This window comes from Methylobacterium sp. ARG-1 (genome assembly GCF_001262595.1).
GTDB classification, from domain to species: domain Bacteria; phylum Pseudomonadota; class Alphaproteobacteria; order Rhizobiales; family Beijerinckiaceae; genus Methylobacterium; species Methylobacterium brachiatum.
In genome coordinates this window covers 224,173-247,892 of record NZ_LHCD01000002.1, presented here as the reverse complement: position 1 = coordinate 247,892, position 23,720 = coordinate 224,173, and the positions used below count along the sequence as shown (strand labels likewise).

Sequence of the window (23,720 nt, the reverse complement as noted above, 5' to 3'; positions counted from 1 at the left end):
TCCCCTCAAGCGATCTGCAGAGACTTCGCCGCCGAGGAGCGGCGGGAGCGGGCGCGTTTCTGGCGCGTGTCGCCGATGACCCGGGCGGGGCATCCGGCCACGATGGCGTAGGGCGGGACGTCGCGGGTCACGACCGCGCCGGCGCCGATCAGGGCGCCCTCCCCGATGGTGATGCCGGCCACGATGGTGGCGTTGGAGCCGATCGCGGCGCGGTCGCCGACCAGGGTCTCAACGAGTTCCCAATCGCCGTCGCGCTTCAGGGTGCCGTCCGGGTTGGTCGCCTCGGGGTAGCGCTCGTTGGTGAAGACCACGCCGTGGCCGACGAACACCTCCGCGCCGATGGAGACGCCTTCGCAGATGAAGCTGTGCGAGGAGATCTTGCAGCGCGGGCCGATGGTGCTGCCCCGCTGGATCTCGACGAACGGGCCGATGCGCGATCCGGCCTTTATTTCGCACCCATAAATATTCACGAGGTCCGGGTAGAAGATACCCACATCCTGCCCAATATCGGCATCGGTTATCGGCATCCAAGCGGCTCCTTCTGCCGAACTTCTGTGCGGCAAAACTGCGCGGAGCCGTGGACGATCCGGAACCCAGGCTTTCGATACTGGTCCTCCCCCGAAAGGTGCACCGTCTCGGCCCGGGGCGGCGGGGGCCCGGGAGGCTTACCTCGAAAGGCGCAGGCGCCGGCGCCGGACGGCGCGGCCGGCCTCCTTTTGGACGAGTCCCGGGGAACGGGGCCGCCGCGCATCATGCCGGCCGAGCTGCGAGCGAGCAGGAAGGCACGACGCGTGAAGACCTGGTCCCCGTCCGATCTCTTCGAAGAAAAGGCCCCCCGGGGCGGTGCTTCGCTGCGCAGAGTCTTCGCGGCGAGCGCGGCGCTGCTGCTGGCCTTCGCCGGATCGCCGGCACGGGCCGAATACCGGATCTCGGCCGGCGACACCCTGGAGGTGACGGCGCTCAGCATTCCCGGATTCAAGCAGGAGGCGACGGTCGGGATCGACGGCACCGTGATGGTGCCGCTGCTCGGCGAGGTGCCGGCGGTCGGGCTGACCGTGGCCGAGCTGCGCAAGGCGCTGCAGAAGGCCCTGCCGGCCAAGGCGGTGCGGCAGCGCAATGCCGACGGGCGCGAATCGATCGCCGTGATCGAGCCCGACGAGATCGGGGTGCGGATCGCGAAGTATCGGCCGGTCTACCTGAGCGGCGACGTGACCAAGCAGGGCGAGCACCCGTTCCATCCGGGCATGACCGTCCGGCAGGCGGTGGCGCTGGCGGGGGGCTACAACCTCCTGCGCTTCCGGATGGAGAACCCGGTCGTCGAGAGCGCCAATCTGCGCGCCGAGTACGACGCGGTCTGGGCGAGCATCGCGCGGGAGAGCGCCAATGTCTGGCGGCTCAAGGCGATCATCGCGGGGGCGCGCCCCGACAAGGCGGCGGCCGGTGCGGAGGCATCCCTCAACGTGCCGCCGTCGCGAGCAAGTGTCGCGCAGAAGCTCGCCGAGCAGCAGCTGCGCGTGCAGATGTCCGACGTCTCCAAGGAGAAGGAGCACCTGCAGCGCGCGCTGACCCGCTCCCAGAACCAGCTGGCCAGCCTGACCGAGCAGCAGGCCAAGGAGAAGGAGGGCGTCACCGCCGACGCCGACGAGTACGACGCGGTGCGCGCCCTGTTCCAGCGCGGCGCCGTGGTCACGACCCGCCTGACCGACGCCCGCCGGGCGGTGCTGCTGTCCTCCACCCGGGCGCTGCAGACCACGGTCCAGGTGGCGCAGCTGGAGCGGGACAAGGGCGAGCTGACCCGCAGGCTCGAGCGGGTCGACGACCAGCAGGCCATGGAGGCCATGGAGAAGCTGCAGGTCTCGGAAGACAACCTGGCGGCCCTGCGCTCGCGCCTCAGCAGCATCAACGACAAGCTGGTCTATACCGGCGCCCTGCGGACCCAGCTCCTGTCCGGCAGCCGGACGCGGGCATCGATCGCCGTGTTCCACCCCGGCAAGGCCGGCTCCGGCAAGAGCGGCCCGAACCTGACCGACGCGGCCGAGGACACGGAGCTGCAACCGGGCGACGTCGTGGAGGTCGTGCTCAAGCCGGATCCCGCCCTGCGGGGGATCGGCGACGGCACCGGCCAGAATTGACCCCCGAACCGACCTCGCCAGAACCGTGCGCCCGCCGCGTGAGGGAAGAGCCATGAACAAGCACTCGACCGCCGCGTCCTTCCTGCAGGCCGATTCCCTCGGCCCGGCGCGGTCGTGGCGGGAGGCGCCGCGAGGGTCCGATCCCGAGGGCCAGGTCGCGATCCTGACGATCGTGCGGCGGAACTGGCGGTCGATCCTTATGCTGAGCGGCATCGGGCTGATCGCGGCGATCGTCTACGTCGCCACCGCCCCGTCGATCTACACCGCCAAGGCGCGGGTCTACATCGAGAGCCGGTCGAGCCCGGTCACGGCCCGCGACACGCCCGGCGCCGCGACCCCCCTGGAGATCCCCGAGGTCGAGAGCCAGGTCGAGTATATCCGCTCGGAGAAGATCGCCCTGGCCGCCGTGCGCCGGCTCGGCCTGCCGCCGTCGCAGGACCTGGCGGTGCCGCCGCATCCGCTGGTGGCGAAGCTCCGCGAGGGGCTGGGCGCGGCCAAGCTGTTCGTCGGCCACCTCATCGGCCTCCATCCCGCCGCCAAGCCGATCAGCCCGGCGAGCCCCGAGGAGCGCCAGGCTGGCACCGTCCGCGAGAACCTGGAAGCCTCGCGCATCGGCGCGGCCTACGTCATCGAGGTCGGCTACAGCCTCGACAATCCCGCCGACGCCGCCGCCGTGGCGAATGCGGTGGCGGACGCCTACGTGGCCACGCAGCTCGAGAACCGGTCACAGATCTGGAAGGTCGCCGGCGAGTGGATCCTGCCGCGGCTGAAGGAGCTGCAGCAGCGCGCCAGCCAGGCCTCCCGGGAGGCCCAGACCTACAAGGCCGAGCACGCCATCATCGATCTCGGCAAGCGCGGCCTGGTCGGCGAGCAGCAGCTGGAGGAGCTGAACACCGCGGTCGCCTCTGCGCGGTCCAAGACCGTGGACGCCCGCGCCACCCGCGACCAGATCCACATGCTGCTGGCCTCCGACATCGCCGATCCCGGCATCACGGAGGCCTTCAAGGACACGGTGATCATCCAGCTGCGCAAGCAGTACGTCGATCTGGTGCAGCGCGCCGACGACCTGAAGCGCCGCCTCGGCCCCGACCACGACGCGGTGACGGCGATCCAGAAGGACGTGCTGGCGGCCAAGCAATCCCTGCGGGCCGAGCTGGAGCGCCTCGCCGCCTCACTGGACCGGGATTACGAGGTCGCCAAGGCTCGCGAGGACAGCATGTCGGCGTCCTTCGACGCGCTGATCTCGAAGACGCTGGTGACCAGCGAGGCCCGGGTGAAGGCCAAGGAGCTCGACCGGGCGGCCGAGACCTATGACCAGATCTACACGAACATGCTCAGCCGCTACATCGACGCGGTCAACCAGCAATCCTACCCGCAGCCCTCCGCGCACGTGATCACCCCGGCGAGCGTCCCGGAGCGCCCGAGCGCGCCGCGCGGCGGCCTAATCGTGATGCTCGGCCTGCTGGTCGGGGCCGGGCTCGGCGTCAGCGGCGCCTTCGCGCGGCACTGGTTCGACCGGACCATCCGGTCGCCCGGGCAGCTCACCGGCCAGGGGCTGCCCTGCCTCGCCGCCCTCCCCGAGCTGCGCCGCGAGCCCGGCTACCGGGCCGCCCTGGCGCTGGCGCAGACCCATGCCAGCGAGGCCCTGCGGCCGGCGAGCGTCGAGGCGTTCAAGGCGAGCGCCGTGCGGTTCATGCCGCAATCGGTCTTCGTCGAGCGCCTCCACAGCCTGAAGTCGCACCTGCTCGGCAACGACCGCCGTGGGCCGGTCTTCGCCATCGGGGTGACCTCGGTGGAGGCCGGAACCGGCAAGACCACCTTCGCGAGCAATTTCGGCCAGTTGCTGGCGCGGTCGCGCTCGGCCGCCGCCAGCCGGATCCTGCTGATCGACGCCGACGTGCGGCAGGCGACACTGTCGCGGCTCAACCAAGCGGCCGACCAGCGCGGGCTGCTCGACGTGCTCGCCGGCCGGTGCGGCACCGAGGAGGCGGTCCGCCTCCAGCTCGGGGATGTCCGCCTGCTCGCCTGCGGCAGCCTCCTGCCGGGCGACCCGCATTTCAGCGACCTGATGACTCCGGAGGGCATCGCCGGCCTGGTCCGGGACGAGCGCACCCATCTCGACCGCATCATCGTGGACCTGCCGCCGGCGGACGAGCTCCCGACCCTGCGGCCGCTCCTCGACATGCTCGACGGGGTCATCCTGGTGGCCGAGGCCGGCAAGACCGACATCGACGACGTGGTCGCCGCCGTCCACGACCTCGAATCCGCCGGGTGCACGGTGCTGGGCGTGGTGCTCAACAAGACCAACGCCACCCCGGCGGCCCGGCGCGGCACGATCGTGAACAGCCTGGTCCGCCGGACCGTCGCGCTCGAGCCCGCCAGCCCGAGCCGGCTCACCCGTTCCTGGCGCCGCCGGCCGAGCGCCGACGTCACCGACTCGGGAGCCTCCGCGTGACAGCGCTTGGCGGGTCGGATCGCCCGGGCGGACGGAAGACCCCGGCCGCCCGCACGCGATCCCCTCATCCCGGCCGGTCTCACATATCGGGCCGGGCAATACGCGCGCCGGACGAGGCACGGGTCCCCTCTCCCGTGCGGGAGAGGGTTGGGGTGAGGGACCAGGTTTCTCCGGAGAGGGCGCACCCGCCGCATCGCCATTCGAAGGGCAGCGGACCGACAGTCTCATACCCTCCCACGGTCAGGGGCCTTGTCGGGATGGCCGCCGCTTGGTGCAACACGCCATGATGCAGACCCATCCTGAAGCGGTGGCACTCGGCCGGGTCGCGTTCTTCGGCCATGACCGGATCGAGCCGACCATCCGGAAACGGGTCGGGGCCATCCGGGATACCGGCTGGTCGGTGGTCGAATACATGTTCGTGCGCGCCCGGGCCGGCCTCCCCGATCCCGCGGCCTCCGGCGACGTGGTCCCCCTCGGGCAGACCGTGGACCGGCATTACGGCAAGCGGCTGCCGCTGCTCGCGCTGGGGATCGCCCGGGCGCTCACGCGCTGGCGTGACCTGCGCGCGGCCGACGTGGTCTATGTCCGCAACCTCGACATGGCGCTGGTGGCCTGGGCCTCGGCGCGGCTCGCGGGCAGCCGCGCGCCGCTGGTCTACGAGGTGCTCGACATCCAGCGGCTGATGGTGCGTCCCGACCGGACCGGGCGGATCGCCCGGGCGGTCGAGCGCTGGATCCTGGGCCGCAGCGCGCTGCTCGTCGTCAGCTCACCGGACTTCGTGACCCGCTACTTCGCGCCGGTCCAGGGCTTTGCCGGCCCCTGGCACCTGCTTGAGAACAAGGTGATGGCCCACCGCCTCGCCGCGGTGGCGCACCGGCTGGAGCGCGGTCGGGTCGCGGGGCCACCCTGGGTGATCGGCTGGTTCGGCACCCTGCGCTGCCGCCGGAGCCTGACCATCCTGGCGGCGGTGGCGCAGGCGCTGGGCAATTCGGTGCGGATCGTCATCGCGGGCCGGCTCTCGGAGGAGGATATCGACCCGCAGGATTTCGCCGCGACCCTGGCCCGGCATCCGAACATGACGTTCCGCGGCCCCTACGCCAATCCGGGCGAGCTGCCCGACATCTACCGCGGCGTCCATTTCAGCTGGGCGGTCGATTACCTGGATGACGGCCTGAATTCGGACTGGCTGCTGCCGAACCGCCTCTACGAGGGCGGGTTGTGCGGGGCGCTGACGCTCGCCCGCGCCGACACCGCCACCGGCCGCTACGCCGAGGCCGAGGCGCTCGGCTGGGCGTTCCCGGAGCCGCTGGAAGCGTCTGTGATCGCGTTCCTGCGCAACCTCGACGCGGAGACCTACGCCCGGATGCAGGCCGGCCTCCTCGCCTGCGAGACCACCCGGTTCGTCGACACCCACGGCATGCGGGATCTGCTGGCGCGGGTCGCCTGACCGGACTTCGTGACGCGCGGGAGCCCAGGCCCTTCCTGGGCTCGGAGAGTGCCATGTCGCGCTGGGCAGATCGCGAAGGGCCCCCTTCCTGTGCGGGTGGGCGGATTCACCCATCGCCGACGGCGTAAGGCGCGGGTCCCCTCTCCCGTGCGGGAGAGGGGGCCTGCCGCGTCTTTCACAGAGCGACATGTAAACTGCATAGCCCACACAGCGACCTGCGCCTCCCTCGGTCCTGCGCGGTTCCCGGAGGCCGGACAGGCGAGGCGCGCGCTGGGCTCCAGCCCGATTCGCCGCCGATTCGCCCCCGAAGGTCCGGGGAGGGCTCCGCCGCGCGGATTTCCACCCTCGCGCAGTACCCGGACTACCGATACGCCACGAAGTCTGTTTTTTAAGTGGCAATGCGCCGATACCGTCCTGTATCGGAATATTCCACCGCGGATATGCAAAACAGCCCCGCTAAAACCGATTCCGGCGACTGAATTCGCGCCATGAAACGGCGCAGCACTCCAGCGAAAACACCGGGGCCGCCGCATCGATAATATCGGCCCAAAAAGTCTCCGCTCGATTACAGAGATACGAGTCGTCGGCGCCAGTGGACAGTGAGGCGCGCCGAAAGACTTGAGAAATGGATAGCAAGATCTGGCGGCGCCGCCGCGTCCGATTGGACGATCCCCTACGTACGTAGTTTGTGACTGTTTTGATTTGCGTAGAAATTTAATCAAACGAGCGCAGATAGGGTATTTACAGCCGATTTTACGAAAGTTAGCATTATATCCGCGGTCATCGAGAGCCACTTATAGGGCACCCAATAGACCGCTATCCGCCAGTGTCACGCCGACGGCGATTTCATTGGGTCCCCACGCCCTCGTCTGACAATGGGCTTCCTGCGAAAGGAGGTAACTTCTTATGGCCAGTCTTGGTACTCGAGACGAGCGCGTCATCGTCGAGCGAAACACTCTCCAGAGCCGTGGCGGCTTCCCGGGGGTGCAGGGCGGTGACGGTCCGGCCGTCATCGAGCAGCGGGAGCCGATCCTGGTCCGCGCGAACCGCATCGTGATCATCGATCGGCGGCAGCTCGTCGGTCGATGCCTGGCCGCCTCCCTGCGGGAGGCCGACAAGGACACCGTGTTCGAGGTCTTCCCGGACATCGAATGCTGGAAGCGCCAGACGCCGTTCGCGGCCGCCCACGTGGTCGTGCTGTGCCGGCCGGACAGCAACCTCTCGGAGACCGAGTGGGTCGAGATCAGCCGGGAGCTGGCGCTGCTGCAGGGCGAGGCGGGCGCCCCGCCGGTGGCGGTCATCTCGGACGGGGAGAACCTCGACCAGATCGTGCGGACGATCAAGCTCGGGGTGAAGGGCTATATCCCGACCACGACCTCGGTCGACATCGCCCTGCAGGCGCTCCAGCTCGTCCAGGCCGGCGGCGTCTACATCCCGGCGGAATGCCTCTTCCCGCTGCTCGCCAGCATCAAGGTCGAGGCGCCGGTCGAGACCGGCGAGGACGAGATCTTCTCCCCGCGCCAGCTCTGCGTCGCCCGGGCGTTGCGCAAGGGCACGCCGAACAAGATCATCGCCTACGAGCTGAACATGTGCGAGAGCACGGTGAAGGTCCACGTCCGCAACATCATGAAGAAGTTGAAGGCGAAGAACCGCACCGAAGTCGCCTACCTGACCAACAAGTACTTCCTGCGCGAGGATTCGAGCCTCGCCACCGTGAAGGCCCCGGCGGCCTGATCCGCCTCGCCCCGGACCCGACACCACAGAGCCGTGCCCGATCCCCGCGATCCGGCACGGCTCTGTGTCGTTGGCGGTCCGCCCCGATCCGGCGACTGGGGCGGCCGGCTCAGCCGGCGGCGACGAGGGGCCAACCCTGCGCGGCGGGGGCGGCCCGGGGCTCGGCGGGCTCCGCGGGGCGGCCGACGCTGGTATAGGCGAAGCCGTGCAGCCGGGCCTCCTCGGGCCGGTAGACGTTGCGCAGATCCACCAGGATCGGCGCCCGCATCGTGGCGCGCAACCGCGCCAGGTCGAGCGCCCGGAACGCGTTCCACTCGGTGACGATCACCAGGGCGTCGGCATCCGCCGCGCAGGCATAGGGATCCTGTGCGAAATCGACGCCCGGCAGGAGCGGCCGGGCCTGGTCCATCCCCTCGGGATCGTAGGCGCGGACCGTCGCGCCGGCATCCTGCAGGCCGGCGACGATCGCGAGGGAGGGCGCGTCGCGCATGTCGTCGGTGTTCGGCTTGAAGGTCAGCCCCAGCACCGCCACCGTCTTGCCCCGCACCCCGCCGCAGGCCTGGATCACCTTGCGGGCCATGCCGCGCTTCCTCTGATCATTGACCGCCACGACGGTCTCGACCAGCCGCAGGGGCGTGCCGACATCCTGGGCGGTCTTGACCAAAGCCAGCGTGTCCTTGGGGAAGCAGGAGCCGCCGTAGCCGGGACCCGCGTGCAGGAACTTGCCGCCGATCCGGTTGTCGAGCCCCATGCCCCGGGCGACCTGCTGGACATCGGCACCGACCTGCTCGCAGAGATCCGCCATCTCGTTGATGAAGGTGATCTTGGCGGCGAGGAACGCGTTGGCGGCGTATTTCGTCAGCTCGGCGGTGCGCCGCGAGGTGACCAGGATCGGCGCCTGGTTGAGGTAGAGCGGTCGGTAGACCTCGCGCATCACCGCCTCGGCCTGGGCATCCTCGGTGCCGACCACGATGCGGTCGGGGCGCTTGAAGTCCGCGATCGCCGCGCCCTCGCGCAGGAATTCGGGGTTCGACACCACGGCAAATTCGGCGTCCGGCCGGATCTCGCGGATGATGCGCTCGACCTCGTCGCCGGTCCCCACCGGAACCGTCGACTTGGTGACCACCACAGTGAAGCGGGTCAGCGCCCGGGCGATGCTGCGGGCCGCCTGGTAGACGAAGGACAGGTCGGCGAAGCCGTCGCCCCGGCGGGACGGGGTGCCGACCGCGATGAACACCGCATCCGCCTCGGCGACCGCCGCCTCCAGGTCGGCGACGAAGGACAGGCGGCCCTGGCGGACGTTCTCGGCCACCAGCGCGTCGAGTTCGGGCTCGTAGATCGGGATCGCCCCGGCCTTCAGCGCCTCGATCCGGTCGCGGTTGCTGTCGACGCACACGACCCTGTGGCCGAAATCGGCCAGGCACGCCCCGGAGACCAGCCCGACATAGCCCGACCCGACCATCGTGATGTTCATGCTTGCCTCGCCCCATCGCGAATGCCCGGAGATGGTTCGGTCTACGGCAGGGCCGCGGCGGCGGCACCTCAGGCGTTAGGCGTAGGGGCGGTCGGCGGGACGGGGTAGGCCGCCGGCGCGGTCCGGCCGGGCGGCCCGGATGCGCCGAGGACCGCTGGCGGCCCGGCAGAATACCTCGCTTGGCTTAGGGCGGGCGGATCCCGCACGGTCTGAAGCGCTCGCGCGCGACCGGCCAGCCTAAAAGCTAAGTCTTTTTCGCCCCTTTTAGGGCTGGATACGGGAGGCTTTAGGCGACCAGGATCCTCGGGCCGAACTCTCTCGGGGACTTTGGCCAGGGAGAGTCCATTTGGCCGCGCGCTTCTACTTCGAGCTAGCCAACGCCGAGATCACGCTTCACGATCCGACCGGCGTCGAGGCCGCCGACCTCGCCGAAGCCCTGCTCGAGGCGCGCAGCGTGATCGCCGAGATGGCCGACGAGATCGCCGAGGCGCCCACGGGGCTTCCCTGGACGCTGCTCGTGCGCGACGAGGCCGGATGGCTCGTCGGCCGACTGCCGGTCCGAAAATGACCGGCCGGGCGTTTACAGGTTGTTAACCCTTCGCCCGAAGGATCGGGGAAGGCTTCGATCGCGGGCAGCCATGGCCAGACCGATTTCCTCGTCCTCCCGGGATCTGCGCGCCGCCGCGCTGGCGGATGCAGCCGCCACCGACATGGCCGGCGCCGCCCAGGCCCTGGCCGCCGGCGATCCGGAGACCGCCGAGGCACTGCGCGCGATGGCCCGGCACAACCGGATCCTGGCGCTCAAGCTCCGGGCGCTGCAGGGCACGACGCCGGACCGGATCGGCCTGGCGCGGATCGCCTGAGTCCGCGCCGTCGCGAGGCTCGGGCGAGCGTCGCGACGGCGCGCCGCCACGCGCAGCGGATTTCCGTCCCGGGGCTGCGGCGGGCGGACCGTGATTCCCTCGCCTCGCATGGAAGGAACGGCCTCACAGCGTGCCGGGAGCGGTGCGGGCGTCCTCTCGCGAGCGGACCGGCGGATCCGCCCATCCCACCCCCGTCACGCCGCCCGCATGGTCGCCAGGAAGCGATCGACCTCGGCGGAGAGGCGCTCGGACTGATGGGACAGGCCGGTGGCCGCCGAGAGGACGTTGCCGGCCGCCGCGCCGGTCTGCTCGGACACGTCCGCGACCCCGACGATGTTGCCGGTCACCTCCTTCGTCCCGGCGGTCGCCTGGGCGATGTTGCACACGATCTCCTGCGTCGCCGCGCCCTGCTGCTCCACGGCGGCCGCGATCGAACTCGCCACGCCGTCGATCTCGCGGATCCGCTGGGTGATCGTGCCGATCGCGCCGACCGCCTCGCCGGTCACCCCCTGGATCCGGCCGATCTGCTGGCTGATCTCCTCGGTGGCCCTGGCAGTCTGGCCGGCCAGTTCCTTGACCTCGGCGGCCACCACGGCGAAGCCGCGGCCGGCCTCGCCGGCGCGGGCGGCCTCGATGGTCGCGTTGAGCGCCAGCAGGTTGGTCTGGGCCGCGATGGCCGAGATCATCTGCATGACGTCGCCGATCCGGCTGGCCGCCGCGCTCAGCTCGGCCACCAGGGCGGCGGTCTGGTCCGCCTCGCTCACCGCCTTCCGGGCCAGGTCGGTCGAGCCCTGCACCTGGCGGCCGATCTCCTGGATGGAGCTGCCGAGCTGCTCGGTGGCGGCCGCCACCGTGGTGACGTTGACCGCGGCCTCCTCGGCCGCCGTCGCCACCGCGCCGGACCGGCTGCCGGCCTCCTGGGCGATGTCCTTCATCACCCGGGCGGTGGCCTGCAGCTCGGTCGCCGAGGACGCGACCTGCTCGACGATGCCGGCGACCGCCTGCTCGAAGCTCTGGGCCAGGTCCAGCCGGGCGCGTCGGCGCCCGGCGGAGGCGGCGATGTCGGCGGCCCGCTTGCGCTCGGCCTCCTCGGCGGCGCTGCGGGCGACGCTCGCCTTGATGCCCTCGACCGCGCGCCCGACCGCGCCGATCTCGTCGCCGCGCTGCGCCTCCGCGATGGTGGCGTCGATCTCGCCCTTCGCCATCCGCTGCAGGACGGCGACGAGGCTGCTCAGCGGCCGCGTCACGCCGAACGCGATGATGACGATCGAGAGGCCTAGGGCGGCGATCAGGCCCGCCGCGGCCGAACCGATCAGCACCACCCGGGCCTGCCGGGCCCCGGCCTCGGTGGCGTTCTTGCCGTCGGCGAGCCGGGCATCGACCCGCGCCTCGTAGACCCGGGCCGTGTCGTCGAACCGCTTCGCGATCGGTTTGCTGGCGACCATGGCCAGCTGCGTCGCCGCGGCCCGATCGTCCTTCAGCGCGAGGGCGTTGGATTTGTCGAGGACGTCGTAATATTCGCGCGCGATCGTCCCGATCTCCACCAGCAGGTCCCGGACTTCCTTCTTCAAGGATCCCGCAGCGAGCGTCTGGATATTGTCGGCGGTGCGTTTCACCGCGTCCCGATAGGTCTTCTCCAACCCCGGAAGCTCGCTGGTCGGCTGACCGATGATGAGGTTGCGGTTCATCAGGCCCGCTGTCTGAAAGTCCTGGCGCACCTCGGCGAACGCTTCCAGCCGGGCAACATAATAATCCACCAGAACGTGATTACGCTCGGTAATGTCGCCCAGCATACTGAGGGTATAATAAATTGTTCCGACGCTGACGAGGGCCATGATCAGGATAGGAACGGACATCTTGTACGTAATTTTGCATCGATCCAAGATCCTCATCTTGATAAAAGCTCCATCTTTATGGTCACTCCGCTATAAGATCCCCTGGCAAACTTGATCAAGTGGCTTGACACAAAGATTTGTTCCGAATCAATATGTCGTTGACGTTGGAAATTGAATCGGTCAACAGGATCGTATTTGTCTACATCATGCGACCTGCGGATGAATTACTCGGCTAAAACCGGGATTTATAGACGAATCGTAGCAACCATGACGACCATCCGGAACGATAATGCCTGCTCTGCCGCCCGGCCGATCGCTGGGGGTAACGCGCGCACCGACGCGGCGTCGCGCGCATCGCGTTCGACGGCGGGCAGGTCGGCGACGGGGCGTTGCCGCGGCGTATCACCCGAATGTCCCGATCCGTCGGGCCGAAGCGCAGCGACGAGTCGCGATGCGCCCAGGCGCACCCACCGCAACCGAAGCAATATCCACCCCGGCGATGGGCGACAAACTCCCGGAAACTCAATTAAAAACGCCTCGAACTGTGCTTTTTATTGATTGTTCGCGACCAGACAGACTGGTAGATTTGCAACATAAAGCTTGACAGGGAATTCCCCGCCGTGCCCCCTACAGAGAGCGACGACAGCGACATGAGTGCCAGCCTGGCGCTCGATATGGTCGGCCGCGCCTATCTCGCTTTGGCGCTCCTCTACGAGACGGCGCATCCGGGCGAGTTCGACGGAGTCCAGCAAAAGATCCGGGCATTCGTCGAGGACAATTTCCGTATCATCCAGGAGACCAGCGGCCGCGGAACGCTGGGTGCCGGCACGGTCGAGGGCGCAGCTCATCTTGTGAACAGCGTCCTCTCCGAGGTCGAGAACAAGATCGCCACCATGATCCGGCCGAGCCGATACATGCAGGGCTAGAGCGCGCACCGCCGAACACCCGGGTGTTGCAGTTGAGCCATGAGCCCGAGATAAATCTCGCGCCGCGCTTCGACCATGACAATTGTCCGGATAATGCGTGTCGACAGTGTTGATAAGGCATGTTAGGCCCCGATACGGGCGGAAACTAGCTTGTCGACGCGATGAAAAGCAGTGATGATTGCGACCAGGGCGCACGCAGTGCGGATGTTGCACTCGAGGTTTTGGCGCGCGCCTATCATGCTCTGGCAGTCGTCTATGAACTCTCGAGTCCCGGGGCCTACTTGGATCTTCATGGGCAGATGATGCCGTATCTGCTGGACAGCTTCCGGGATGCGCAGGCCTCGCAGGCCGACGATCCCCAGATCGCCGAATTATTCAGCGCCGCGCTGGAGCGGGTGCGCTGCGCGCTCGACGACGTCCGATGCGACGTCTCCGCAGTCCGGACGCGGGACAGCGAGCGCAATTACTGATGAATCCGGCCGGCAGCGCGCTCAGCGGACCGGCCGCAGGAGCGCCCCCGGCCCGAGCAGCAGGCGCGGCGCCGCCCCGTCCGACACGCGGCTCGGGACGAGCCGGGCGAGCTTGGCGTCCACGGTCGCGGACAGGATGTGCCGCCAAGCCCGGGGGGCGTGGAGCAATTCGCGCAACGCCGCCACGTAGCCGTGCGAGCGCCGACGGTCGAGGACGCGCCGGTGCTGCCATTTCCGCAGCGTGGCGTCGCGATGGGCCCGCAGCGCCCTGCGGGACGCCGGGACCAGGCCCGTCCGGGACAGCATCGCCTCGTCGAACGCAACGATCGCCGCGAGGTCGTCGGTCCGATGCTGGGCGCTCAGCGAATCCGCGCGCTCGATCGCCACGTAGCCGCAGGGCGCCGTCACGGCGAACACCGCACCTGCCGCCAGGGCCTCGACGTAGAGGGCGTAATCCTCGCCAAGCCGCAACCGCTCGTCGTAGCGCAGGCCGTGGCGCTGCAGGAACGAGCGGCGCATGATCGGCTTCAGGAAGCCGAACTCCCGCCGATGCTCCCGAAGGCGCCCGGTATTACCCGCCACGAAGGTCTCGAGCGACAGGAGCTGCGGCTGGCCGGGCCCGGTGACGAGGCCCGCGACTGCGCTGGCGGCGTTCCCTCGGACCAGGACGATGTCGTCGGCGATCAGGTCCCAGTTGCGGGGGGCGGACAGCAGCCGACCGAGGCGCCCGTCCAGGAAGTAATCGTCGGCATCGAGGATGCAGATCAGGCGCGCCGTCGCGACCGCCAGCGCCGCGTTGCGGGCGGCCGCCGGACCGGCATTGCGGGTCAGCCGCAGCAGCTTCAGCCGGCCCGAGCCGTCGCCGGCGGCCTCGGCGGCCGCGCTGGTCCGGTCCGCGGAGGCGTCGTCGACGACGATGACCTCGGCGACCTCGGGCTGGCGCAAGGCCGAGGCGACCGCATGCGCGATCGTGGCCTCGGCGTTGCGCGCCGCGATGATGACGCAGACATCCGCTCCGTCGCTCTGGGCCTGGACGCTTCGCACCGGACGACTCCGAACCTCTTCCGGCCGGCGGGGCCGGACGGCGATTCCGAAGGCTAGGCGGCGCGCCGAGGGGACGCGAGATCGTCCAAAAGGAGGGTTCCGGGGCCGCCGCCGCTCGTCCGAAAGATCGCGGCCGCTGCGGCCGGTTGCCCCGATACTCCCGCCGGATGTCCCGAACGCCCCCGGTGAGGATACGCGCATGACGAGACCGCTCCGCCCGATCCGCCGCGCCTGCCTGGCGACGGCCCTGCTGCTGCCGACGTTCCCGGTCGCGGCCGGAGACGAGCCTGTTCAGCCCGTCGGCGCCGCGCCGGCCTTCCGGGGCGGCGGCTCCTTCGTCGAGACCTTCACCAGCCTCGGCGACCGCCGCTGGTACGTATCCGACGGCTGGGTCAACGGCGACCACCAGCGCTGCACCTGGTCGCGCCAGCGCGTCCAGATCCCGGCCACCGGCGCGCTGAGCCTGACCCTGTCCGACAGCCCCTACAAGGACCGCGCCTTCAGCTGCGCCGAGATCCAGACCAAGGAGCGCTACGGCTACGGCACCTACGAGGTTCGGATGCGGGCGGGCGCGGCCTCGGGCCTGGTCTCGGCGTTCTTCACCTATAACGGTGCGGAGGACGGCGACCGCCGGACCAACGACGAGATCGACTTCGAATTCCTGGGCAAGGACACCACGGGCGTCCAGCTCAACTACTTCACCGGCGGCACCGGCCAGCACGAGACCATCGAGGCCCTCGGCTTCGACGCGTCGACCACCATGGCCGACTACGCCCTGGAATGGCTGCCCGACCGCCTCCGCTGGTCGGTCAACGGGCGGCTGCTGCGCGAGGTCCGGGCCGCGCCCGACCGGCCGATCCCGTCGCATCCCGGCAAGATCATGCTCAGCATCTGGATGGGCCAGGGCGACGACTTCGTCTCCTGGCTCGGGCCGGCGAGCTATCCGGGACGGCCGATCACCGCCACCTTCGAGCGCGTGGCCTTCACGAAGCTCGGCGATCCCTGCGGCTTCAAGGGCTCGATCGTCTGCCGGTAGGGCGGCCGGGATGCGGGATCCGCGGGCGGGCGCTCACCCGGGCGCCCGCCCGTCGCGCGCCGGGACCCGCGGGGCGTGGTGCCGCAGTCCGCTCGATCGGGGAACGCTAACGAAGTCTTAACCATATCTCCGGCAGGCTGAGGCCCGCGGTCACCACGGGGCCCTGTCGATGTCCGGATACAGCCTTCTCGTTGCGCTCTATGCCGTCGGTTTCGTGGAGTTCTGGCGCCTGTGCGTCCTGGCGCCCGCAGCCCACGACGAAGCCTGACGGGCGCGGCGCTCAGCGGCTGCCGCGCTGGCGCAGGACCGCCGGCACGGTGCGCAGCATGATCGCGAGATCCCGGCGCAGGCTCCAGCGGCCGGCATAATCCATGTCCAGCGCCACGCGCTCCGCATAGGTCGTGTCCGAGCGCCCCGAGACTTGCCACAGACCGGTCAGCCCCGGCGGGACCGAGAAGCAGGTTGCGAACGCCGTTCCGTAGCGGGCGACCTCAGCCTGCACGATCGGGCGCGGCCCGACCAGGCTCATTTCCCCGCGCAGGACGTTCCAGAGCTGGGGCAGCTCGTCGAGCGAGCTCTTGCGCAGGACCTGGCCGAGGGCCGTCACCCGGGGATCCCGGGTCAGCTTGTGCGTCGCCGTCCACTCGGCCCGGGCGTCCGGATGCGCCGCGAGATGTGCGGCCAGGACCGCGTCGCCGTCCGGAACCATCGACCGGAACTTCAGGCAGCCGAACGGACGCCCGTGCCGGCCGAGCCGCACGTGCCGGAAGATCGGCGCGTGGCCGTCGCTCGCCCAGATCAGCAGGGCGATGAGCAGCAGCAGCGGCAGCAGCAGACACAGGGCCGTCAGCGCGACCGTGGTATCGAGCCCCCGCTTCGTCGCCCAGCCGAGCCGCGGCCCGATTCGCGCCGGGGACGTGGCCGGCAATGTCTTGACCAACGCTTCGTTGATCGTCTCGACCATATGGTGCGGCGACGATGGGGGGATGGAGGTGGGGGTCCCAACCGGACGCAGCATAGCGGCGGCTCCTCACTCGGTGCGAGAGGTGGATGAGGCAGTGCAAGACAGGATCGACGCCCGGGTGCCCGTGCAGCCGGACAGGATACCGTCGGGACGGGGGAAATATTTGGCGCGCGAATGTCGTGATACGTTGGCACAGTTGCAAACATGCGGGATAAAGCGCCGCCGAGACCGCCGAATCACCAGTGAGGATAAGTAATTGCTGGTCCTACTGGTCTTCGCCGCTCTTATCGGGGGCGCGATCGGCTTCGCGGTGGGCCTGCTCCAGGGCTGGCTCGTCGCCGTGCTGGCGGCCCAGGCCGGGGCCGCGATCGCCGTGGGCCTGGTCGTCCTGCTCGGAATGCGCCGGTGAGTGCCGCGGGCGGGCCGCGCCCGGCGTCCGAGGATCGGGCAGCGACGCTCCGCGGCGGCCTGCGGCCGGGAGCGCCGCAAGATATCGCGTCGTCTGCCGACCGGCGTATGTGAGCGATGACCGATCACATCAGTGTTCCACCCGGAATCGGACGGGCCATCGCGATCATACCCCAGTTCGATATTGTTAAACAACCCTAAACACGACGGGTCAAACACCGAATACAGCAATGCGGCAGATGTTCGGGCCGCCACGCCTACGCCGATCGAGGTAGGCCGCCCGCGCGCCCGACCAGCCTACACAGCGGGACCGCACCGCACGAGGCGTGCATGGTCCCGTTCGAGCATCGTCGCGACAGGTGGTCACCGGCTTTCGGAAGACGACGAGGCGGTGTCCAAGATCGCCCGCATCGACCCGGATCCGGCGCCCGGGCCGATGCAGGAGAGCCCCGCATCCTCGGGTTCGACGGCCTGCGGGCCGTGGCCTTCCTGATGGTCTTCGTCAGCCATAAGGCGCCGAGCCCGCGAACCGAGGCGCTGGGCAGCGCCGGGGTGTGGCTGTTCTTCGTGTTGAGCGGATTCCTGATCGTCCGCATCCTCGCGGCGGCCCGCGCGCGCATCGAGTCCGGCACGGCGACGCCGCTCGACAGCCTGCGGGTGTTCTACCGCAACCGCTTCGCCCGCATCGTGCCGGTCTATTACGCGTTCCTGTTCGTGCTCTACGCGACCCCGTTGGGCAGCCCGCTGGATCTTGGCGATGCGGGGTTCAAGCGCGCAACCTGGCTGTATCTCACGAATCTCTATATCGAGCGGCACGGCTGGGGGACGGAACTCGGGCACCTCTGGAGCCTGGCGGTCGAGCAGCAATTCTACCTGCTGTTCGCCCCCGTCGCCCTGATCCTGCCGCGGCGCCATCACGGGGCGCTGTGCGGCGCGCTGATCGGCGCCAGCGTGCTGATGCACGTTGTCCTATGGTCGGCCGGGGACTGGCTCGTGAGCTTCGACGTCGACACCCTGGCCAATCTCGGGCTGATCGCCCTCGGGGGGCTGGCCGGCCTGCGGACCAAGCCCCTGGCGGCCTGGCTCGGGCGGGACGCCGCGCTCATCGCCGTGCTGGCCCTGTTCCTGGCCCTGCCGCTCCTGGCCGGGGAGACCGGCCTCTGGCTGGTCGTCGGGCGTCTGAGCGGGGTGCTCGCGGCGCTGCTGCTGCTGCAGATCGTCCAGTGCCCGGAGAGCCGTACCGTCGCCATCCTCGACAGCCCCTGGCTGCGCCGCATCGGCGTGATCAGCTACGCCGCCTACCTGTTCCATGTGCCCCTGCATGCGGAACCGGTGCTGGCGGCGCTCGGGCTGCCCTTGGCCGGTCCGCGCGCGGTCACCCTGGCCCTCGACCTGGCGCTGACCCTGCTCCTGGCGGAAGCCTCGTGGAGGCTCCTCGAATCCCCCGCCCGCCGGCTCCTGCGGGCACCGCGGCGGGCGGCGCGGGAGCCGGCGCTGGTCAATCCGCTGTAGCCGTCAGGGATTCAAAAGGTCTTCGACCTTTTGCGGGTGCCGAGCAGAGCCCTGCGGCCGGGCGAAGCCCGGGTCCAACGGGGCTCCGCCCCGATACCCCGCCGAAGGGCGCGCCCTCTGGAAACCCAGTCCCTTCCCTGAGATGACAGAGTGTAGGGCTGCGGCGGTCTGGCCGAGCTGCTTCCGCGCATCCAGGATCGGGCGTTCGAGCCCGTGCCACGAGGCAGCGGCGGCGAGGAGCGTCGGGCCGAGGGCCAGCAGGACCAGGACGGTCGCCGATTCGATTTGCGGGGCTAGGGAATACACTGCGTTGAGGATCGGGCAGTGATACAGATACAGGCCATATGAGTAATCGACCTTGTAGGGCCCAATCCGTCCGCCGAAATTCGTGACGCCGATCGCGACGGCGATGTAGGCCAGGCAGAGCCCCGACAGGGTGGTCTCGACGAGCGGCCACCGCTCCGGGCCGAGCCCGTGGACGAGGGCGATCCCCGCCAGCGCCGCCGCGAACAGCCGCCCGTCCAGGGGTACGGCGTCGCGCCAGACATAGAGCAGGGCTCCGCCCAGGAAGGCGGCGAACAGGATCGCACCCCGGCCGAGGAAGACGAGGCGGAACAGCCCGTTCTGCGCGAACAGGGGCAGCAGCCCGAGCCCTTCCAGCAGGGCAGGCGTGACCGCGACGGCGACGGCCAGCGCCAGGAGAAGCCGGGGCCGCCGCAGGAGCCCAAGGATGATCAGGCCCGCCATGAGGCCGTAGCAGGCGAGCTCGTAGGCGAGGGTCCAGAGGGCGGCGTTGACGATGCCGGGCTGCCCGTTCTGGTTGAAGACCCCGGGGAGCTGGGCGCGGAACAGGCCGATGCTGTTGGCGCCGTACTGCCACACCGCCGGCTGCGCGAAATAGGCCGCCGGGCCGTAGCTGGAGAACAGCGGCCCGAGGACGAGGGCGGTGACCAGGGTGACGGCGGTCAGCGCGGGCAGGATCCGCAGGGCCCGGTTGACCAAGAACGGCCCGACCGGGAGCCGGGACGCGCTTCCGGCCACCAGGAAGCCGCTGACGCCGAAGAACAGCGGCACGAGGCTGCCGGTCAGGGGCGTGAGCGTATTGGTCCAGAGCCGGCTGCCCACTGTAGCGCCGGCGTGGAACACCATGACCAGTAGGGCGAGCACGAGGCGCAGCGTGTCGAAGCCGCCGCCATAGCCGCCGCCGGCCGCGAGGGCGCCCCCGATCGTTCGCCCGCGACGGGCCATCTGATGACGCATGATCGGGCCTCGCACGGACACGCACCGGAACGTGGCGCCTGCAAGCCATGCCACCGCTTCGCCCGCGGCGAGAGACGATTGCGGCCGCGCAAAAGGAGGGATGCCGCAGCCGATCCTGCGCCCCGGGGATCGGCGCTATCTCCCTTGGCGGGAGCGGGCCTCCTCCGAAGGGCGTAGCGGGCCGGAGGATCGGCTGCGCCCGGGCTCCGATCGGGGCAACCACCGATAGCGCGACACGCCGGACCGCGCGCCTGAATAGAAAATACACTCCGGACGTGGCCGCATGACGTGTGGAGACGCCCAGCAACACCCAAGATCCTGCGGGCACAGCGACGGACAAATCAAAGTCTCATCTCAAGAGACATCTTTCCCTTGACTTGCCGAAGCTTCTCGGCCTCCATAGGTGCCAGCGAGGCACGGAGCCGCAAGCCGGCCCGTCCTGGATCATGATGGTCCTGAACGCGACTGTGACGCGGGATCCCCTCCCCGACGGCATCCCGACGTGTCGCGCCCAGTCGCAGCTGCGATGCCGGCAGCGCCGCGTTCGACCGCCGGCAGGATCGTGAGATCCGTCGATCTCGGACCGCGTCGGTCGAGATCGCAAGATCGCGCGGACTTCGAGACTTGCACGTCCCCGACTGCGCTGTGCGCGGCGATGGACCGGGAAAGTCTTCCAACGGCCGCCGGCATGTCTTTCACGACGCGATAGGCGCGGTTGGCGTGCCGAAGCGCAATGATTCGGAGGTGGAGCGATGAACCCCTTAGGGTCTGTGACGTCCAATCCATCCACCGCGCTGACGCTGATGCAGGTCGACACCTCCCTGAAGCCCCGTTCCGGCCGGGACGATGCGGAGACCGATCCGACCACGCTGGCAGCCACGACAGCCCTTCAGGTGCTCGATCCGCGCTCCGCTATGACCCTGTCAACAGAGACTGCCGATGCACTCTTGTCTCTGGTTCACAAGCATCCCCGTCGGAAGAGCACCATGGATGGCCCCGGCGGAATCATCGACGAGAGCGCTCTGCTCACAGATGAGGCTTTCGCAAAGACGCTAGAGAACACGCCCGCGCGCTACGCCGCCGCCATGAGGGGCCTGGGTGCGGCTCGCTGGGTCTGGCGCCCGGAGGTACATCCCACAGGCGTCAATTTCTTCGAAGCCATGTCTTTGGCCATCCCCCGCGATTTCGAAAAAACGAACTCCATGGCGCAGGCCATATTTATTGATAAATCCGCAAAAATACTAGATAAATCCGACATTCCAGGCGCAAAATTACTATCTGGGTATTATGATATGTACAATGATAAGAGCGATTACATTGGGACAGTCAGACGTACGGAGTGTGATCCGACCTATCTCGAATATTTTAAGAAAGCTAATCCCGGCCTGCTGATCGCGCCCGTCTACTTCGGCAACGATGCCGTTCTCGTCGTCTGGCCCGATACGTCCGATTGGGAGATCGCGCTTGCGTCTCTCCAGCATTTGAAGTTGCCTAACGCCTGATCGGCAACCGCGCCACCACGGCGCCGGTCGCGTCCCGCACCACGAGCGTCCAGGCGGTGCCGGGATCGTCGGCGCAGACCGCGTCGGCCATCTCCCGGATGACGCTGCGCGCCTCGGCCAGCGCCTCGGCCAGATCGGCGGCCTCCACGCCCTCAAGGTCGCGGATCGTCTCCCGGCCACTCTCAACATCGAAATAGAACCGGATGGGCACCGAGATCCCCCGCGATTGATGCCCTCGGAGGGCCGTCCGTTCCTGGCTGCGCGGCCCGGCTGCGCCCGACTGCAATCATCTGGAGATATAAAGTTTAACAAATATCAAAGCTAATTTCTCTGCACGCGTGGCAATAATGTCTGATTTTTGCTGGAATAGCACAATATAGGTATCGATCATTGCCCATTTGAACGGGGCAGCGCGGCGAAAGGCGGTAACGTACAGGTCCGGGAGCCGGCGCGAGGCCTGGGGACGTTTCGGCCGATGACCGAGACGCCGCCCTGCCCAGGCCCGGCCATCCCCCGCAGTGAGATGCCACGGCCGCCGCCCTACGCCCTTTGAGCGTCGTGCGCCGGGCCCGCTTCGCGGCATGCTCGGCCCGAACCGCCCGGGACGGGCTTTCCGGGGGCCGCGGGCAGGACAGCGATGGCGAATCAGATCGTGGCCGTTGCGCGGATGGCCCCCGTGGACGTCTCGTTCCTCATGGCCGCCCACAACGCCGCCCCCTGGATCGAGGCGGCGATCCGCTCGGCCCTCGACCAGACCGGCGTCACGGTCGAGATCCTGGTGGTGGACGACGGCTCGGTGGACGGGACCGCCTCCGTGCTGGCGCGGCTGGCGGCGGATGAGCCGCGCATCCGTCGGATCCTCCTCGACGCGGTGCGGGCCGGCGCGCCGCGCGGGCCGTCCGCCGCCCGGAACGCCGCCCTCGGGGCCGCCAGGGGCCGGTGGCTGGCAATTCTCGACGCGGACGACCTGATCGTCCCGGATCGGACCCGGACCCTGCTGGATCTGGCCGCCGCCGCCGATGCCGACGTGATCGCCGACAACCCGATCCCGTTCGCCGGCAGCTTCGACCCGGGCGGCGCCGGCATGCTGGAGCGCGGCCGTGAGCCTTACCTGTTCACGGTTGCGCTCGCGCAATACCTGTCCTGCAACCGGATGCTCACCCCCGGGGTGAAGCTCGGCTATCTCAAGCCGATGCTGCGGGCCGACCTCGTGCGCCGGCACGGCCTGCGCTACGCGGAGGAGGTCCGGATCGGCGAGGATTTCCTGTTCTGCGTGGCCGCCCTCGCGGCGGGCGCTCGCTTCGTCGTCAGTTCCTATGCCGGCTACGGCTATCGGCGGGGGGCGGCCTCGCTGTCCCACCGGCTGCGGCTCGCCGACATCCAGCGCCTCGACGCCGCCTTCGCGGCCTGGGCCGTGCAGGGCGCGCTCTCCGCCGAGATCCGGCAGGCCGCCTACGCTTATCGCGACAGCCTAGCCACCGCGCAGATCATCGCCCGGGTGATCGAGGCCGCGCAAGGCGGCCGGTGGCTCCGTGGCGCCGGGCTGGCGCTCGCCCGCCCCCGGGCCTGGCGGTTCCTGACCGGCTCGCTGATGGCGGCGGCCGGCAAGCGCTTCGGCAAACGCCTGCGCCCCGCCCTGCCGGGCACACTCCCGGTCGGACAGAGGTGAGCCCCATGCGCCTGTGCCTCTGCATCTGCACCTGCGAGCGCCCGGCGGGCCTCGCGCAGCTCCTCACGGCGATCGACCGGCAGAGGCTCGGCAGCCTCGCCGATGCCGCGCTGCGGATCCTCGTGGTCGACAACGGCCGCAGCGATGCCGCCATCCCGGTGGTGGAGGCCTACCGGGCCGAGGGCCGCTTCCCGATCACCTATGTGCGGGAGCCGGTCCGGGGCCTGGCGGCGGTGCGCAACCGCAGCCTCGATGCGGCCGCCACGCTCGGCGCCGATTGGATCGCCCTGATCGACGACGACGAGGTCCCGGATCCGGACTGGCTGCGCAGCCTGCTCGACACCGCCCGGCGGGCCGGGGTCGCGGCCTGCGTCGGCCCGGTCGTGCCGCTGTTCGAGCGGGTTCCCCCGGCCTGGGCGGTGGCCGGCGGCTTCTTCGCCAAGACCCTACCGGTCCGCGATGGGCTGGTGGCGGACGGCTACACGGCCAACGCGCTCCTGGACCTGCGAGTAGTGCGGGCGCTCGGCCTGTCCTTCGACATGCGCTTCAACACGCTGGGCGGCGAGGACACGTTCTTCTTCCGCGCCCTGCTGCTGGCCGGGCATAGGATCGCCTGGGCGCCCGACGCGATCGTGTACGACAGCATCCCGGCGCACCGGATGCGGGTCCGCTGGCTGCTGGCGCGCTGGTACCGCAGCGGCAGCGTCGAGGCCTATCTCGGCCGCCTCCGGCCTGAGACGGTGAGCGGACGGCTCACCAACGCCGCCCGGGGCCTGGCCCGCCTCGGCGGCGGCCTGGCGCGCCTCGCGATCGCCGGGCTGTCGCTCCGGCCCGCCACCCTGATCGGCGGCTTCTACACCCTATGCCGGGGCGCCGGGCTGCTCGCCGCGGTGCTCGGCCTGAGCTACCGGGAATACCACCCGTCCCGGCATCAGTAGGCGCGGGTCTCCGAAGAGCCCGGCCCTTGGCGGGGTCTTCGGAGACCTGAG

General features: G+C 69.4%; 21 protein-coding genes. 14 read left to right on the top strand and 7 right to left on the bottom strand.

Annotated features, from left to right (window positions below; translation table 11 throughout):
- Positions 1–5 precede the first annotated feature (5 nt).
- Positions 6–527 (bottom strand): acyltransferase, encoded by a 522-nt coding sequence (locus AKJ13_RS02980; protein WP_050732009.1) that lies wholly within the window; start codon positions 525–527, stop codon positions 6–8.
- A gap of 264 nt (positions 528–791) precedes the next feature.
- On the opposite strand from AKJ13_RS02980, the gene AKJ13_RS02975 reads away from it, so the two are divergent.
- From AKJ13_RS02975 to AKJ13_RS02960, 4 genes are all read left to right on the top strand, one after another.
- Positions 792–2,132, top strand: coding sequence for a polysaccharide biosynthesis/export family protein (locus AKJ13_RS02975; protein ID WP_050732008.1), 1,341 nt, complete (start codon positions 792–794; stop codon positions 2,130–2,132).
- Between the two features lie 52 nt (positions 2,133–2,184).
- The gene (locus tag AKJ13_RS02970) at positions 2,185–4,587 is read left to right on the top strand and encodes a polysaccharide biosynthesis tyrosine autokinase (RefSeq protein WP_050732007.1); all 2,403 of its coding nucleotides are present in this window, start codon (positions 2,185–2,187) and stop codon (positions 4,585–4,587) included.
- 271 nt (positions 4,588–4,858) lie between these two features.
- Positions 4,859–6,034, top strand: coding sequence for a glucosyl transferase (locus AKJ13_RS02965; protein WP_244471501.1), 1,176 nt, complete (start codon positions 4,859–4,861; stop codon positions 6,032–6,034).
- 906 nt (positions 6,035–6,940) lie between these two features.
- Complete coding sequence (locus AKJ13_RS02960) at positions 6,941–7,768, top strand: response regulator transcription factor (protein ID WP_050732005.1); 828 nt, start codon at positions 6,941–6,943, stop codon at positions 7,766–7,768.
- A 109-nt stretch (positions 7,769–7,877) separates the two neighbouring features.
- Here AKJ13_RS02960 and AKJ13_RS02955 read toward each other — a convergent pair whose 3' ends face one another.
- Positions 7,878–9,242, bottom strand: a complete 1,365-nt coding sequence (locus AKJ13_RS02955; RefSeq protein ID WP_050732004.1) for a UDP-glucose/GDP-mannose dehydrogenase family protein — start codon at positions 9,240–9,242, stop codon at positions 7,878–7,880.
- A 346-nt stretch (positions 9,243–9,588) separates the two neighbouring features.
- Between AKJ13_RS02955 and AKJ13_RS02950 the strand changes: the two genes are divergently transcribed.
- Together AKJ13_RS02950 and AKJ13_RS02945 are read left to right on the top strand one after the other, a co-directional pair.
- Positions 9,589–9,810 (top strand): hypothetical protein, encoded by a 222-nt coding sequence (locus AKJ13_RS02950; protein WP_050732003.1) that lies wholly within the window; start codon positions 9,589–9,591, stop codon positions 9,808–9,810.
- 70 nt (positions 9,811–9,880) lie between these two features.
- Positions 9,881–10,105: a hypothetical protein gene (locus AKJ13_RS02945; protein ID WP_050732002.1), complete on the top strand. Its 225-nt coding sequence runs from the start codon at positions 9,881–9,883 to the stop codon at positions 10,103–10,105.
- A gap of 194 nt (positions 10,106–10,299) precedes the next feature.
- Here the strand turns inward: AKJ13_RS02945 and AKJ13_RS02940 are convergent, their stop codons facing one another.
- Complete coding sequence (locus AKJ13_RS02940; protein ID WP_050732001.1) at positions 10,300–11,997, bottom strand: HAMP domain-containing methyl-accepting chemotaxis protein; 1,698 nt, start codon at positions 11,995–11,997, stop codon at positions 10,300–10,302.
- 593 nt (positions 11,998–12,590) lie between these two features.
- Here AKJ13_RS02940 and AKJ13_RS02935 point away from each other — a divergent pair.
- A complete protein-coding gene (locus tag AKJ13_RS02935; protein ID WP_050732000.1) occupies positions 12,591–12,866 on the top strand; it encodes a hypothetical protein in 276 nt (91 codons plus the stop codon).
- Between the two features lie 161 nt (positions 12,867–13,027).
- A complete protein-coding gene (locus AKJ13_RS02930; protein ID WP_050731999.1) occupies positions 13,028–13,336 on the top strand; it encodes a hypothetical protein in 309 nt (102 codons plus the stop codon).
- Between the two features lie 21 nt (positions 13,337–13,357).
- Here AKJ13_RS02930 and AKJ13_RS02925 read toward each other — a convergent pair whose 3' ends face one another.
- The gene (locus tag AKJ13_RS02925) at positions 13,358–14,380 is read right to left on the bottom strand and encodes a glycosyltransferase family 2 protein (protein ID WP_050731998.1); all 1,023 of its coding nucleotides are present in this window, start codon (positions 14,378–14,380) and stop codon (positions 13,358–13,360) included.
- Positions 14,381–14,579: 199 nt separating this feature from the next.
- Here AKJ13_RS02925 and AKJ13_RS02920 point away from each other — a divergent pair, with 199 nt between their 5' ends.
- Positions 14,580–15,416 (top strand): glycoside hydrolase family 16 protein, encoded by an 837-nt coding sequence (locus AKJ13_RS02920; protein ID WP_050731997.1) that lies wholly within the window; start codon positions 14,580–14,582, stop codon positions 15,414–15,416.
- Between the two features lie 280 nt (positions 15,417–15,696).
- On the opposite strand, the gene AKJ13_RS02915 is transcribed toward AKJ13_RS02920, so the two are convergent.
- Entirely contained in the window at positions 15,697–16,434 is a 738-nt protein-coding gene (locus tag AKJ13_RS02915) for a sugar transferase (RefSeq protein WP_082316840.1), read from the bottom strand.
- 202 nt (positions 16,435–16,636) lie between these two features.
- Between AKJ13_RS02915 and AKJ13_RS32160 the strand changes: the two genes are divergently transcribed.
- Together AKJ13_RS32160 and AKJ13_RS02910 are read left to right on the top strand one after the other, a co-directional pair.
- Positions 16,637–16,789 (top strand): hypothetical protein, encoded by a 153-nt coding sequence (locus AKJ13_RS32160; RefSeq protein ID WP_200905574.1) that lies wholly within the window; start codon positions 16,637–16,639, stop codon positions 16,787–16,789.
- Positions 16,790–17,118: 329 nt separating this feature from the next.
- On the top strand, positions 17,119–18,300 hold the full coding sequence (locus tag AKJ13_RS02910; RefSeq protein WP_050731995.1) for an acyltransferase: 1,182 nt from the start codon (positions 17,119–17,121) through the stop codon (positions 18,298–18,300).
- Positions 18,301–18,303: 3 nt separating this feature from the next.
- Here AKJ13_RS02910 and AKJ13_RS02905 read toward each other — a convergent pair whose 3' ends face one another.
- Entirely contained in the window at positions 18,304–19,560 is a 1,257-nt protein-coding gene (locus AKJ13_RS02905; RefSeq protein ID WP_082316839.1) for an acyltransferase, read from the bottom strand.
- Between the two features lie 752 nt (positions 19,561–20,312).
- Here AKJ13_RS02905 and AKJ13_RS02900 point away from each other — a divergent pair.
- The gene (locus AKJ13_RS02900; RefSeq protein WP_144426171.1) at positions 20,313–21,062 is read left to right on the top strand and encodes a hypothetical protein; all 750 of its coding nucleotides are present in this window, start codon (positions 20,313–20,315) and stop codon (positions 21,060–21,062) included.
- Here AKJ13_RS02900 and AKJ13_RS02895 read toward each other — a convergent pair.
- Complete coding sequence (locus AKJ13_RS02895; RefSeq protein WP_050731992.1) at positions 21,052–21,273, bottom strand: hypothetical protein; 222 nt, start codon at positions 21,271–21,273, stop codon at positions 21,052–21,054. The genes AKJ13_RS02900 and AKJ13_RS02895 overlap by 11 nt on opposite strands.
- Positions 21,274–21,699: 426 nt before the next feature.
- Here AKJ13_RS02895 and AKJ13_RS02890 point away from each other — a divergent pair, with 426 nt between their 5' ends.
- Positions 21,700–22,731 carry a glycosyltransferase family 2 protein gene (locus AKJ13_RS02890; protein ID WP_050731991.1) on the top strand — a complete coding sequence of 344 codons (1,032 nt, stop codon included), beginning with the start codon at positions 21,700–21,702 and terminating at the stop codon, positions 22,729–22,731.
- Positions 22,732–22,736: 5 nt separating this feature from the next.
- Positions 22,737–23,669 (top strand): glycosyltransferase, encoded by a 933-nt coding sequence (locus AKJ13_RS02885; RefSeq protein ID WP_050731990.1) that lies wholly within the window; start codon positions 22,737–22,739, stop codon positions 23,667–23,669.
- Positions 23,670–23,720: the final 51 nt, after the last annotated feature.